Genomic DNA, 14,079 nt, shown 5'->3' with positions numbered 1-14,079 from the left:
AGGATGTCAACGGCGATCGAGATCAGATCTGCGGTAAAGCGCTATGGCACGACCACGGCGCTGCATTCCATCTCGCTTGAGATTGCCGATAACGAGTTTTTCACCCTGCTTGGCCCGTCAGGCTGCGGCAAGACCACGCTTTTGCGATGTATTGCGGGGTTTGAGGATTTGAACGAGGGCGAGATTCGCCTGTTCGGGCGCGACATTGCCCGGCTTGATCCCAACCATCGCCCGGTCAACACCGTGTTTCAGCAATATGCGCTGTTTCCGCATATGACGGTGCTCGAGAACGTGGCCTTCGGGCTGAAGATGAAGGGGATGGGTCTGGCTGACCGCACGGCGCGGGCGGGCAAGATGCTGGAGATGGTGCATCTCTCCGCCTTTGCCGACCGCATGCCGGCGCAACTGTCCGGCGGCCAGCAGCAGCGCGTCGCGCTGGCCCGTGCGCTGGCCCCAGAACCCAAGGTGCTGTTGCTGGATGAACCGCTGTCTGCGCTGGACCTGAAGCTGCGCCAAGCGATGCGGGTAGAGTTGAAAACGCTGCAGGAACAGACCGGCATCACCTTTGTCTTTGTGACCCACGATCAGGAAGAGGCCCTGACGATGTCGGACCGCATCGCAGTCATGTCTCTTGGCCGGGTGCAGCAAGTGGGCACCGCGCGCGACATTTATGAGGTACCGGTCAACCGGTTTGTCGCTGATTTCATCGGCGAGACGAACCTTCTGGAGGTCACCGTTGACGCCGTCAGCGGCGCGGCGGCCAAGGTCACCCTGCCGGGTGGGCAAAAGATCACCTGCCCTGTCGCTCAGGGCGTCATGCCGGGTAAGCATCACTTGTCGATCCGACCCGAGCGCATTTCGCTTGCGGCAAAGGGGGAACTGGATGCGGTGGTGGATCGCATTGTCTACCTGGGCACCGACCTGCAGATCCTGACGCACCTGAGCACCGGCGAAGCGTTTCACATCCGCATCCAGAATTCGGCCCGGATTGCGCTGCCCGCCCCCGGCGACCGCGTTGCCTTGCAGATCGAGGAAGGCGCAGCGCGCCTATTGGCAGACTGATGGCGGGGATGGCCCCAGAGCCCGGCGCGGGCGGTGGCGGCAAGGCGGGCCTTGGCTATCGCCGTCTGATCGGCCCCCTTCTTGTGCCGACATGGGTGATGATCGGGATTTTCCTGGTGCTGCCCGTGCTGCTGATGGCGGTCTATTCCTTTTTGACAAAGGAATTCCGTGGCGGCGTGGTCTGGGATTTCACCTTGGCCGCTTATGACCAGTTCTTCCTCAACCGGGGCCTGTTTGGCGACGAACCGCCTGTCATTGAATGGACCTATATCACCATCTTCTGGCGGTCGATCTGGCAGGCGGCGGTGGCGACGCTGATCTGTTTGGCAGTGGGCTTTCCGACCGCGTGGTTCATTGCCACAAGGCCCCCGAAATCCCGCGCGATTTGGTTGTTTCTCATCACGGTGCCCTATTGGGTGAACCTGTTGATCCGCACCGTCAGCCTAAAATTCCTGATCCGCGACAATGGTCCCTTGAACGAAAGCCTGATGGCGATGGGTCTGATTTTGGACCCGCTGCCTTTGGTGAACACCAATCTGGCGGTCCAACTGGGCCTGTTCTACAGCTATTTGCCCTTCATGGTGCTGCCGATCTATGCCGCGGTCGAGCGCTATAACTTCGCCCTCTCCGAGGCGGCTGCCGATCTTTACGCCAGCCGCTGGGTCACCCTGCGCGAGATTGTGTTGCCCGTTGTCAAACCCGGGATCATCGCGGGGTGCATCCTTGTCTTTGTGCCGTCGCTTGGGGCCTTTTTGGCACCCGATCTTTTGGGCGGGGCCAAGACGTTTATGATCGGATCGCTGATCGACGAACAGTTTCGCGGGTCGCAAGGCAACTGGCCCTTCGGGGCCGCCGCCGCCATGATCTTGATGACGCTCGTGCTGATCGTCCTCATGATCTACGCCCGTGCGCAGACGAAGGCGGAGGCGCGATGAAAGGCGTGCGCCATTATCCGGGGTTTCTGGCCATGGCGGTGGCCTGTCTGGCTATTCTTTACGTCCCGCTGATTGTGGTGATGGTCTACAGCTTTAACGATTCCACCTCGATCACCACATGGGGCGGGTTTTCGTGGCGCTGGTATGCCGATGTCTTCACCGGCCCCGAGGCGCCCCGCTTCAAGGCAGCAGCGTGGAATTCAATCACCATCGCGGTGCTTGCGGCATCCGCCGCCACGACGATCGCGGTGGCCGCCAGCCTTGCCATGATCCGGGGTGGGCGGTTCCGGGGGAAGTCGGCGACCTTCGCGCTAATCAACCTGCCGCTTATGGTGCCCGAGATTGTTACAGCGGTTGCGACACTAATCTTTTTCTCGGCCATCGGGCTGGTCACGGGCTATGTGACCATCCTCATCGCCCATATCGTCTTTTGCATCCCCTTTGCCTATCTGCCCATCGCCGCCCGCTTGCAGGGGATTGAGGACAGCTTTGAACAGGCGGCCCGTGATCTTTACGCCACCCAGTGGCAAGCGTTTCGGCTGGTCTTGTTGCCGCTGATGCTGCCGGGGGTGGTGTCGGGCTTTCTTCTGGCCTTCATCATCTCGCTGGATGATTTCATCATCACCAATTTCGTCAAAGGCGCGGGGATGGAGACCCTGCCCACCGCGATCTTTGGGTCGGTAAAACAAGGCATCAAACCCAACATCATGGCAATCTCGACCATGATGCTGGCGGTTTCGATTGTGTTCGTCACGCTGTCCTACTTCGTCAACCGCATCGGTCAAAGAACCCGATCCTGAACCTAATGGGAGTTTACCATGAAGAAGCTTCTTTCCACCGCCACCGCCTTTGCCCTTTTGGCGGGCGGGGCCAATGCCGAGGGCTCGCTCTCGGTCTACCACTGGTTTGAATACATCCCGCAAGAGTTGGTAGACAAGTTCACCGCCGAAACCGGCATCGCGGTGACCATTGACACCTATGACAGCAACGAATCCATGCTGGCCGCGCTGAAGGCGGGCAAGCTGGGCCAATATGACGTGGCCGTCCCGGGCGACTATATGGTTGAGATCATGGCCAAGGAGGGGCTGCTGGATAGCTTTGCGCCCGCAGACCTGCCGAACTTTGGCAATATCGCCCCGGAATGGGTGGACGTGCCCTTCGATCCCGGCCGCAAATCGTCGATCCCTTATCAGTGGGGCTCGACCGCGTTTTCGGTGAACCGCGATGTCTATACCGGCGACATCAACACGCTGGCCATGATCTTTGATCCGCCTGCCGAACTGCAAGGCAAGATCAACGTGCTGGACAGCCAGGGCGAGGTACTGGCGCTGGGGTCGATCTATCTTGGCATCCCGCAATGCTCGACCGACAAAGAGCAGCTCAAAGCGCTGAACGACATGCTCATCAACGCCAAGCAGCATTGGGCCTCGTTCGGGTCTGACACGGCCAAGGATGTGCTGGTGTCGGGCGATGCGGCAGCCGGGATGATCTACAACGGCTTTTCGGCCAAGGCTCGCGCGGAAGGGGCGAATGTCGAGTACGCTTATCCGAAGGAAGGCTTCGTCGTCTGGATGGACAACGTGGTCCTGCTGAAGGATGCGCCCAACCGTGACAATGCGCTGAAGTTCATGAACTTCCTTCTGGACCCGGCAAATGCGGCCGCGGTGACCAACTATGCCGCCTATACCGCAGGCGTGACGGGGGTGGAGCCGTTCTTGGACGAGGCGATCAAGTCCAGCCCCGAGAACAACCCACCGGCAGATGCGCCGAAGGGCAGCTTCATTCAGGTCTGCGATCAGGAAACCCAAACCTTCTATGACGCGATCTGGACCAATCTGAAAAAGTAACCTGACAGGGCCGGGGCAACCCGGCCCTATCCCCCGATTGGAGGCCCCATGTCCCTGAACATCGCGCTTTGGCAGGGCCCCTCGCCCGAAGGGTCGGACGATCGAGCCTTTGCCACCCTTGAGGCCGCACTGACCGCTGCGGCGGCTATGGGGGCGGTGACGCTTGTGGCGCCAGAGGTCTATTTTCCCGGCTATAACCAGCCCGACATCCCGGCCAAGGCGCAAGCCCGTGGCGGCCCGTGGCATCAGCGGCTGGCTGCATTGGCGCGGGCGCATGGCTGCGGCATAGTCATTGGCTATGCCGAACGCGATGGTGCGACGATCTACAATTCCGCGGTGGCCTTTGATGAGCAGGGCCAAGAGATCAGCCATTACCGCAAGGTCCAGCTTTTTGGGCCGCGCGAAAAGGCGATCTATGCGCCGGGTGATGCGGTTTCGACCTTTGATTTGCACGGCGTGCCGACATCGATGCTGATCTGCTATGACGTGGAATTCGCGCCCTTGGTGCGCAAGCTGGCCGAAGCGGGCACACGCCTTTTGCTGGTGCCCACCGCCAACCCCGAGCCGAACACCCATGTCAGCCGTCTGGTGGTGCCGACCCATGCGATCAACCATTCCATGACCATCGCCTATGCCAATTATTGCGGAACAGAGGGCGACATCACCTATTGCGGAACGTCCGTGATCGCCGCGCCTGATGCGACGATTCTGGCCGCCGCAGGGCCCAGCCCAACCTTGCTGGTGACCGACATCGCTCACAGCCCAGACCCCGCGCTGATGCAGACCCAGCTTCAAGACCACAGACCGATTTAAGAAGGCCGCCATGCCGAACGACACCCGCGACAGCCGCTATGATGTTCTGTTTGAACCCGTTCGCATCGGGCCAAAGCTGGCCAAGAACCGATTCTATCAGGTGCCGCACTGCAATGGCGGTGGCTATCGTGACCCTTCGGCTGTTGTGGAGATGCGCCGGACCAAGGCCGAAGGCGGCTGGGGTGTGATCTTTACCGAACAGACGGAGATTCACCCGACCTCGGAAATCACACCTTTCATTGAACAGCACCTGTGGGATGACCGCGACATACCGGCGCTGGCGCAGATGGCCGAGGCGATGAAATCGCATGGGGCGCTTGCTGGCATTCAGTTGGCCTATTCCGGCATCAACGGACCGAACCTTTACTCGCGCGAAGTTCCCCTTGCGGTCTCAGGCGGTCCGATCCTGACCTTCACCTCGGACCCCGTACAGGCCCGCACCATGGACCGCGAGGATATCCGAGACCTGCGGCGCTGGTTCCGCAATGCCTTTCGCCGCAGCCAGAGCGCAGGTTTTGATTTGATCTGTCTTTATGGCGCACATGGCTTTGGCATTTTGCAACATTTCTTGTCGCGCAACACCAACCACCGGACCGACGAATACGGCGGCAGCCTTGAAAACCGCGCCCGGTTTCTGCGCGAGATTGTTGAGGAAGCCCGCGAGGAAACGAAGGGTGAGTTGGCCATCTCTCTACGGCTTTCGCTGCATGAGGCGGGCGAGATGGGCTTTTCCAATGCCGAACTGCGCGATTTCATCGAGATGCATGGCGAGCTGCCCGATATCTGGGATCTGGCGCAAGGAACATGGGAGGCCTGTTCGGGCACGTCGCGGTTCAAGCCTGAGGGCGCGCAGGAAGATCTGGTCAAAGGCATCAAGGCGCTGACCTCCAAACCCGTCGTGGGTGTCGGGCGCTTTACGAGCGCGGATGCAATGGTTCGGCAGATCCGGTCGGGCGTCCTTGATTTCATCGGGGCAGCCCGGCCGTCGATTGCCGATCCGTTCCTGCCAAAAAAGATCGAAGAGGGACGGTTCGACGACATCCGCGAATGTATTGGCTGCAATATCTGCGTGTCGGGCGACATGACCCAAGGCATCAGCCGCTGCACCCAGAACACCGCCTTTATGGAAGAATGGCGCAAAGGCTGGCACCCGGAACGGATGCACCCCAAGGGCAAGTCGGAAAGCGTCCTGATCGTGGGCGCGGGCCCAGCGGGGTTGGAGGCGGCGCATGTCCTTGGCAAGCGCGGCTATCAGGTGACGCTGGCCGAGGCCACCACCACATTTGGCGGCCGCGTTGCGCGAGAACGGGCCCTGCCGGGGCTTTCTGCATGGGGCCGCGTGGCCGATTACCGCGCCGGACAAATCGCGCCGATGCCGAATGTGCAGACCTATCTCGACAGTCCTCTTAGCGCCGAGGATATCTTGAGCTTTGGGGTTGAGCATGTCGCGATTGCAACGGGCTGCCACTGGCGTCGTGATGCAGTGGCGCGGCTGCATCTGCACCCGATCCCGACCGATCCAGCGATGCCCATCTTTACCCCAGACGACCTGATGTCAGGGGCAGGCCCGAAGGGCGGCACGGTCCTGCTTTATGATGACGACCACTTCTACATGGGCAGCGTCTTGGCCGAGCTTTTGATCGCGCGCGGCTGTAGCGTCCATTTCGTCACCCCTGCCGTGAAAGTTGCGGAGTGGACCGACAATACGCTGGAGCAAGCCACCATCCAGCGCCACCTGGCCGAGATTGGGGTGCACATCCACCTTTCCCACGCGCCGCAGACTGTTCACTCGGGCGCGGTTGATCTTACCTGCACGTGGAGCGGGCGCAGCACCCAGATCACCTGTGATTCCGTTCTCATGGTGACCTCGCGCACCCCGAACGACAGTCTTTTTCACCAACTTAAAGGGCAGGATTGGCAGGGCTCTGGGATCGCCTCGCTCAAGCTTATTGGCGACGCTGCCGCCCCGGGCCCCATCGCATGGGCAACTTACGCAGGTCGGCGCTATGCCGAAGAGCTTGACGCTCCTGATCATGGCGATGCCCTGACCTTCCGCCGTGAAATCGCCGATCTGCAACACGGCCCGTCGCTTTTGCCCTAATTGCTACCTCTCTCGAAGAAGCGGGCCATGACCTTCGACTTTGCGTTAGGCGCCAGACATCGAAAAAACTACCGTGGAGAATGGCTCGTGTAGGCGCTTTGTGGTTGGGGTGGAGTGCCCCCACTGAAGTCGCCCACCAACAGGGATAATATGATCCCGTTTCAGGAGGACTAGAAATGGCTGGAAAGAGAGCCAAACCTGCAGATGTCATGTCGATACTGTCATGCGGTTTGTTGACAGCGGCAAACAACAGGCGCGGTTGGTCTGTGGTGGCGAGCGATTTACGCCGTCGGGCTCGGACGCCTGCGTCCAACCAACTATCTTTGCTGATGTCCCGCAGGATGCCCGTGTAGTGCGCGAAGAAATCGTTGGCCCAGTATTGACTATCCAGACCTTTGAGAGGCAGGCCGAGGCTGTCGCGATGGTCAATGACAGCACCTAAGGCCTTGCCGCATCGGTCTGGACGTGTGACCTGTCGCCGACTTGGCGGGTGTAGGACGTCCTGAACGCGAGCTCAGTATCCGTCAACAATGTTGACGCGCTGTCGGCCATGACGCCATTTGTTGGAACAAAGCAATCGGGTTTCGGGCGCGACCTGTCGCTTTACTCCTTCGGCAAGTACACTACCCTGAAAACTAGTTGGATCAAGATCTGACGGGCCTCTGCCCAGCAGGTTCGTCTTGCGGGGGATTTATGCAATCACGGTTCACTTTGCGGCAGTTGCAGTATCTTGTCGCTGTTAGCCGCCTTGGGTCGATCGTTGCGGCAGCAGACCATTTGTCGGTTTCGCCATCTTCGGTCTCGAGCTCCATCACTCAGTTGGAGGCAGAACTTGGTTTGGCCTTGTTTGTGCGCAAACACGCTTCTGGCATGGCTACCACGCAGGCCGGCCAGCAGTTGACACAGGCGGCGTGCCGGGCGCTTGAAAGTGCCAAGGCGGTGTCTGAGCTCGCCAATTTGCTGCGTAGTACGGTGCAGGGCGAGCTAAATGTTGGGTGCCTTCTGACTTTTGCCCAGATCGTCCTGCCCCGGCTGCGTCGAGCCTATACTGAAACCTACCCCGATGTCCGGTTCCGTCAGTTTCAGCTGCATCAGGCTGGATTGATCGACGGGCTGCGGGATGCCTCGCTTGACGTGGCACTGACCTATGATCTGGCGATCCCTACCGATATGGAATTTGTCGAACTAGCGGTCTTGCCACCGTTTGCGATCTTGCCGGAAAATCACCCACTGGCCCTGCGCGACAGTATTACCATCAACGAACTGGCGGACAGCCCGCTGGTGCTTCTTGATCTGCCGCTAAGCTCAGCGTATTTTCTGTCGCTGTTCGAACAGGCCGGGTTTCGCCCGAATGTGGTTGAGCGTACACAGGATATGGCCGTGGTCCACTCTCTTGTCGGCAATGGTTTCGGGTTTTCCATTGCGAATACCCGCCCTGATTTCAGTACAGCGCCCGATGGTAAGCCGCTGCGGTTCGTGCCGCTGGAGGACAATCTCAAGCCAATGCGGATGGGCCTGCTTTGCCCCACCTGGGGATTCCAGCCACCGACCATTCGCGCCTTTTCTGATGTATGTACAGCGCTTCTGGACAACGCCGCAATAGCGGGCATTACCGTCAAGCGAAGAACAACCTAGGCTATTTGATTTCAATCGATAAAGATGCAGCAATGTCAGTGACTGGGCCATGCTCGTGTAGTTATCTGACTTCTGCCCTTGCCCGAGAGGCCTGCCCTTCCGCGATCCGCTCTACGATATGCCGTTCGAACCGATTAAGACCGGCCCGCTGACTGCCAAGAACCGATTCTATCAGCAGCCACATTGCAACGGCGGCGGCTTTCCTGACCCGTCGACGGTGGCCATGCGCGAGATCAAGGCCTGGACTGTCGTTTGAGTTTATTGGAAGCGCTGCCTGAGCTACTCCCCGAAAATCGGACAGTGACGGAAGCTGTGGTCCGACTTTTTCCGTAAGGATGCGCCCCCAACCATATCCAGGCGACACTGTACTCAACTCTCGCATACTGGTGAACGGCAAACATCGCGCTAGCTTCGACTATGATAAGGAAGTGCCCATACTACCAAAGGGGCATTTTCCGTCCGTCTGTTACTGCATAAGCTCCTGCTGGTAAACGTGAGGAACATGTCGAACCTGTCTCACCTGCGTGAAATAGACCAGGTCCTGTCCGGGCGCGGCATGGGTCGGGACGCGCTTGTCGAACAATCCTGGCGGCGCTGCGTCGAGCAATACGGGATGGACCCCGCCAAGCCCAGTCCTGCCCATATCGTGACCGAGGCGCGGCTGCGCGAACACCGCGAACAGTCGGAGCGGCTGATTTCCATCGCTCGCAGCGGGCTAGAAATGCTCTTCCGCCAGATCGCCGGACAGAAATACGTGCTCCTGCTGGCGGATGCGAAGGGCGTCACGGTCGATTACTTCGGCGATCCCAAGTTCGAAGATGAATTGCGTACGGCGGGCCTCTACCTCGGGTCTGATTGGTCTGAGGAGTTGGCCGGAACCTGCGGCGTCGGGTCCTGCATCATCACGCGCGAGGCGATCACGATCCACCAGTCGGACCATTTCGACCTGACCCACACCCCGCTGTCCTGCACAGCCGCGCCCATCTTTGATACGGACGGCAATCTTGCGGCTGTTCTTGACATCTCGCTTCTGCGTTCACCGCAACCGAAGATCAGCCAGAGCCTTGCGCTGAACCTTGTGAAAGCCAGCGCAAGACGCGTGGAAATGGCGAACCTGATGGCGATTAACCGTGGCGACTGGGTGCTGCGCTTTTCGACCAATCCCGAATTCCTTGACGTAGACCCTGAGGCAGCGCTTGCGCTGGATGGGTCCGGCCGGATCATCGGCATGACGCATGGGGCCGAAAGGGTGCTTTCGCGGCAATTGGGCGGGAAGATGGACGGCGCAGCAATCGGGCACAAGATCGACCATTTCTTCGACCTGTCGATCGACAGCCTGCCCGACCTGATGCGTGGTCGCCCGACCGAGGACCGCCTGATCCAGTTGCGCGACGGGCAGGGGATGTTCGGTCATGCCATCGCGCCCCAGTCGGAACGCCAAAACGCTTCTGGACGGACGGGCGAGGGCGGGCCGCTACAGAATCTTGGCGGCGCGGACCCGGCGATCCGGCGGCTTCGGGCAGATGCGGCGCGTCTTGCTCCCACCGGAATATCGCTTCTGCTGACGGGCGAGACGGGAACGGGGAAGGAACGGCTTGCCCGTGCGATCCACACGAGCCAGCCGGGGAACAGGCCCTTCGTCACGCTTTCCTGCGCCGCGGCTTTGTCAGACCTTGATGGGGTGGCGACCGCGGCGGTCGGTGGAACGCTGTTCATTGACCGGCCGGGTGACCTGTCGCCCGGCGATCAGGGGCGGCTCTTGCAGCTGGTCGCGGGGTTCGACTATCTGCCGGCGCGGCAGCGGCCACGGGTGATGACCGCCACCGTCGATGATCTGGCGGCCAAGGTGCAGGAGAAAACCTTCCGTGCCGATCTGTTTTTCCTGCTGGCCCCCGTGGCGCTCGGTTTGCCGCCCTTGCGCTTGCGGCAGGATTTCGACTGGCTGATCGATCGCATGTTGCGCCAACTGGGCCATCTGCGCCCCACAAGTCTGCGCATTTCGCCTGCGGCGCGGGCCGAACTGAAGGCGCGGGATTGGCCGGGCAATCTGCGCGAACTGGCCAACACGCTGGAGGTTGCGATCACGCTGGCCGATGGGGCAGTTATCGATCTGCCTGACCTGCCGCCCGCACCGCTTGCGCCCGTGCAGGCGGCCGCATCACTGGCCGATGTGCTGGCCGCCTGTCAGGGAAACATGGCGCTTGCCGCACGCAGGCTGGGTGTCAACCGTTCCACCATCCTGCGCCGTGCCCGGCGCGAGGGACTCCTGGCCTGATCCAGTTGCCCCGTGTTGCAGCATCCGTTGCGCGTGCAACGGCGGCGGCGAGAAATTTTATTGCGCGACGCTTCTATCCTAAAATGTCGATGACAAGTGCGGCGTGGCGCACACCCTTTGTCGGGAAGCATAACAAAGGGAGGAACACAAATGCTCGATACCACCGCAGATGCAGAGGTTCAGACGCTTCTGGATACGTTCGGGGCGGCGTTGGAACGGGGAGACATCGCCGCCGCGACGGCATGTTTCCAGGAGGACTGCTACTGGCGCGATCTCGTGACCTTTACGTGGAACATCCACACCAGTGAGGGCAAGGAACAGATTGCCGCCCTGTTGCGCGCGCAACTGTCAACGACCAAGCCCACCGGCTGGACCATCGCCGAGGGTGAGACTGCCAGCGCCGATAGCGGTGTGACCACGGCTTGGATCGAATTCGAAACGGCGGCGGCGCGCGGCTATGGTCTCGTCCGGCTCAAGGACGGCAAGATCTGGACGCTGCTGACCACGATGGCCGAATTGAAGGGGCATGAGGAACACAAGGGCTTTTCCCGTACGCTTGGGGCCAAGCACGGCGCGGGCAAGCACCGCCCCACATGGAAGGAAGAGCGCGAGGCCGAGGCGCGCGAACTGGGCTATACCAAGCAGCCCTATGTCGTGATCATCGGCGGCGGTCAGGGCGGCATCGCGCTTGGCGCGCGGCTGCGCCAGTTGGGCGTACCAGCGATCATCATCGAAAAGAACGAACGCCCCGGCGACAGCTGGCGCAACCGATACAAGTCGCTCTGCCTGCATGACCCGGTCTGGTACGACCACCTGCCCTATATCAAGTTCCCCGAGAACTGGCCCGTCTTCGCCCCTAAGGACAAGATCGGCGACTGGCTCGAGATGTATACCAAGGTGATGGAGCTGAACTACTGGTCCAAGACCACCTGCCAGTCCGCCAAGTATGACGAAAGGACCAAGGAATGGACGGTCGTGGTCCACCGCGACGGTCAGGAAGTGGTGCTGCGCCCGAAGCAGCTGGTGTTGGCAACCGGCATGTCGGGCAAGGCTAACCTGCCCAAATATCCGGGGATGGAGACGTTCAAGGGCGACCAGCACCATTCCTCGCGCCATCCGGGACCGGATGCCTACAAGTGTAAGAAGGCCGTGGTCATTGGCTCCAACAACTCGGCCCACGATATCTGCGCCGCGCTTTGGGAGGGCGATGTTGACGTGACGATGGTGCAGCGCTCCTCGACCCACATCGTGCGGTCCGACACGCTGATGGAAATCGGACTGGGCGCTCTCTATTCCGAACAGGCTGTACGGTCGGGCATGACGACCGAAAAGGCGGACCTGATCTTCGCCAGCCTGCCCTACAAGATCCTCCACGAATTCCAGATCCCGCTTTATGACAAGATGCGCGAAGTGGACGCCGACTTCTACGCCGGGCTTGAAAAGGCAGGCTTCTGGCTTGATTGGGGCGCGGACGGATCGGGTCTGTTCATGAAGTATCTGCGTCGCGGATCGGGCTATTACATCGATGTCGGCGCAAGCCAGTTGATCATCGACGGCAAGATCAAGCTTGCTCATGGCAACGTTAAGGAAATCGTCCCCGACGGCGTCGTGCTGGAGGATGGCACGAAGTTGCAGGCCGATATCATCGTCTATGCCACGGGATACGGGTCCATGAACGGCTGGGCTGCCGATCTGATCGGCAAGGATGTGGCCGACAAGGTGGGCAAGTGCTGGGGGCTGGGATCGGATACGCCTAAGGACCCCGGCCCATGGGTGGGCGAACAGCGCAACATGTGGAAGCCAACGCAGCAAGAAGCGCTCTGGTTCCATGGCGGCAACCTGCACCAGTCGCGGCATTACAGCCAGTTCCTGTCGCTGCAACTTAAGGCCCGTATGGAAGGAATCGATACGCCCGTCTATGGCGTGCCGGAAACCTATCATTTGGGTTGATGATGACCGGGGCACGCCGCGCATATCGCGCCGTGCCCCTACCTTAGGGGCAGCAACTTTCGGCAAGCCCCTTGCTTGGTTGAGGGGGTGCAGGAGTAGAATTTTCTTGGCACGATGGACGAGTAGGGTCCGATCAAGAAGGGCTGCTTCACCTCAGCCTGGCGCGCTGCGGCATTAGTCGGGCCGGGCTGAGCACTGAATTCACCACCGATCGTCCGGCTTTCCAGGGTTTCTTCGAGGTCTGTTTCACACGCCATCGGCACAAGAGGGATTTGCCTACTCGTCACGTTTTCTCCAGATCTAGGCATAAATGCTCGCAAACCCTCTCTCTTGCGCTGCGTTGTGCACAGCTTCGAGGAGAGAGTTCGGATCTAGAGCCACTCCCTCCGCCACTTAACTCATGCAAATCGTTGATAAATAAGCGATATTTTTATGGGGAATGGTGGCTATCCCCATATCTGTCCCCAAGTGCGTCCTGTTGCTGAGCAAGCGATTTGAGCGGACAGCTGGTTCGCGGCGGGCAGGTTGCGTAGAAAAAACGCCAGAGCGACTGGTCATGTGGCGCTTGCTCACCCACCCCAAAAGCGAGGCCAACATCCGCGTGACCCCACATGGGGGGTACCCGCCTGTTTCACGCTTGACGCACCTTGGTCGCCTTACACGTGGATCGGCTCAACCGAGGCACCGGCACCTCATAATCGCCGTATCGATCATCGCGCAAAAGGACTCCGGTGGAGTGCGATCTCTGGTCTCACGTAGGTGGGTGTTGATTTTCATCCAGAACTGCGCCGTTTAGGCGGATAATTTTCACTGAGAACTGAGCCATGTGAACCTTTCCCCAAAGCGGTGAGCGGCGGGGGCAACGGAGTGATCCACATGGGACTATTGAACATCACCCGACGGATGCATTTGCGGCAGAAGCTGTCGATCCGCGAGATCGCGCGGCTGACTGGAGTGTCGCGCAATACCGTGACCAAGCATCTGGCTGCGAACACTATCGAGCCCAAATTCGCGACGCCGGAGCGGCAAAGCAAGCTTGATCCCTTTGCCGAGAAGTTGGCGAGCTGGCTGAAGACTGAGGCTGGCAAGTCGCGCAAGGAGCGGCGAACTGTGAAGCAATTGCATGTCGATCTTATAGCGCTTGGCTTCACCGGTTCTTACGGACGGGTGGCGGCTTTTGCGCGATCGTGGCGGGCAGATCGGCAGCGTGAACAGCAGACGACGGGGCGCGGGACCTTTGTTCCTTTACATTTTGACCCTGGAGATGTGAGCTACTCCCCGAAAACCGGACAGTGACGGAAGCTACGATCTGACGTCTGCTGGTCTCCAAGAACGAGGAGATCAGAACATGAAGAAACGCAGGAACCATGACGCGGCGTTCAAGGCGCGTGTTGCGTTAGAGGCGCTGAAAGGCGAGCGCACAGTGTCGGAGCTGGCAGCCGAATATGGTGTGCATCCGAC

Annotated in this window: 10 protein-coding genes and 2 pseudogenes; all 12 read left to right on the top strand. The window is 60.1% G+C overall.

What is annotated here, in order from left to right; all coding sequences use genetic code 11:
• Positions 1–3: 3 nt before the first annotated feature.
• Positions 4–1,062, top strand: a complete 1,059-nt coding sequence (locus tag AC72UB_RS09325) for an ABC transporter ATP-binding protein (protein WP_505189524.1) — start codon at positions 4–6, stop codon at positions 1,060–1,062.
• On the top strand, positions 1,062–1,997 hold the full coding sequence (locus AC72UB_RS09320; protein WP_505189523.1) for an ABC transporter permease: 936 nt from the start codon (positions 1,062–1,064) through the stop codon (positions 1,995–1,997). The genes AC72UB_RS09325 and AC72UB_RS09320 overlap by 1 nt, the downstream gene beginning before the upstream one ends.
• Complete coding sequence (locus AC72UB_RS09315; RefSeq protein ID WP_505189522.1) at positions 1,994–2,797, top strand: ABC transporter permease; 804 nt, start codon at positions 1,994–1,996, stop codon at positions 2,795–2,797. Before AC72UB_RS09320 ends, AC72UB_RS09315 begins: the two co-directional genes overlap by 4 nt.
• A gap of 18 nt (positions 2,798–2,815) precedes the next feature.
• The gene (locus AC72UB_RS09310; protein WP_505189521.1) at positions 2,816–3,844 is read left to right on the top strand and encodes an extracellular solute-binding protein; all 1,029 of its coding nucleotides are present in this window, start codon (positions 2,816–2,818) and stop codon (positions 3,842–3,844) included.
• A 48-nt stretch (positions 3,845–3,892) separates the two neighbouring features.
• Positions 3,893–4,657: a carbon-nitrogen hydrolase family protein gene (locus AC72UB_RS09305; protein ID WP_505189520.1), complete on the top strand. Its 765-nt coding sequence runs from the start codon at positions 3,893–3,895 to the stop codon at positions 4,655–4,657.
• A gap of 10 nt (positions 4,658–4,667) precedes the next feature.
• Positions 4,668–6,758, top strand: coding sequence for an oxidoreductase (locus tag AC72UB_RS09300; protein WP_505189519.1), 2,091 nt, complete (start codon positions 4,668–4,670; stop codon positions 6,756–6,758).
• A 220-nt stretch (positions 6,759–6,978) separates the two neighbouring features.
• Positions 6,979–7,413, top strand: a pseudogene (locus AC72UB_RS09295) (aldehyde dehydrogenase family protein); the annotation flags it as partial.
• Between the two features lie 65 nt (positions 7,414–7,478).
• Complete coding sequence (locus tag AC72UB_RS09290) at positions 7,479–8,393, top strand: LysR substrate-binding domain-containing protein (RefSeq protein WP_505189518.1); 915 nt, start codon at positions 7,479–7,481, stop codon at positions 8,391–8,393.
• 502 nt (positions 8,394–8,895) lie between these two features.
• Positions 8,896–10,668, top strand: coding sequence for a sigma-54-dependent Fis family transcriptional regulator (locus AC72UB_RS09285; protein ID WP_505189517.1), 1,773 nt, complete (start codon positions 8,896–8,898; stop codon positions 10,666–10,668).
• A gap of 150 nt (positions 10,669–10,818) precedes the next feature.
• Positions 10,819–12,618, top strand: a complete 1,800-nt coding sequence (locus AC72UB_RS09280) for an NAD(P)-binding domain-containing protein (protein ID WP_505189516.1) — start codon at positions 10,819–10,821, stop codon at positions 12,616–12,618.
• A gap of 876 nt (positions 12,619–13,494) precedes the next feature.
• Positions 13,495–13,884, top strand: a pseudogene (locus AC72UB_RS09275) (IS21 family transposase); the annotation flags it as partial.
• Positions 13,885–13,966: 82 nt separating this feature from the next.
• Positions 13,967–14,079: transposase (locus AC72UB_RS09270; protein ID WP_505189638.1), on the top strand; the 113-nt coding region annotated here is incomplete at its 3' end.

It is taken from the genome of Allotabrizicola aquatica (SeqCode) (assembly GCF_965194375.1).
Classification (GTDB): domain Bacteria; phylum Pseudomonadota; class Alphaproteobacteria; order Rhodobacterales; family Rhodobacteraceae; genus Tabrizicola_A; species Tabrizicola_A aquatica.
Note: the sequence above shows the minus strand (reverse complement) of the source record. Positions and strands in the feature narration are given on the sequence as shown.

Bases quoted from the DNA above. Each gene is read 5' to 3' on its own strand.
- AC72UB_RS09305 (WP_505189520.1), top strand. From the start codon at position 3,893: ATGTCCCTGAACATCGCGCTTTGGCAGGGCCCCTCGCCCGAAGGGTCG.
- AC72UB_RS09315 (WP_505189522.1), top strand. From the start codon at position 1,994: ATGAAAGGCGTGCGCCATTATCCGGGGTTTCTGGCCATGGCGGTGGCC.
- AC72UB_RS09300 (WP_505189519.1), top strand. From the start codon at position 4,668: ATGCCGAACGACACCCGCGACAGCCGCTATGATGTTCTGTTTGAACCC.
- AC72UB_RS09325 (WP_505189524.1), top strand. From the start codon at position 4: ATGTCAACGGCGATCGAGATCAGATCTGCGGTAAAGCGCTATGGCACG.
- AC72UB_RS09280 (WP_505189516.1), top strand. From the start codon at position 10,819: ATGCTCGATACCACCGCAGATGCAGAGGTTCAGACGCTTCTGGATACG.
- AC72UB_RS09320 (WP_505189523.1), top strand. From the start codon at position 1,062: ATGGCGGGGATGGCCCCAGAGCCCGGCGCGGGCGGTGGCGGCAAGGCG.
- AC72UB_RS09310 (WP_505189521.1), top strand. From the start codon at position 2,816: ATGAAGAAGCTTCTTTCCACCGCCACCGCCTTTGCCCTTTTGGCGGGC.
- AC72UB_RS09285 (WP_505189517.1), top strand. From the start codon at position 8,896: ATGTCGAACCTGTCTCACCTGCGTGAAATAGACCAGGTCCTGTCCGGG.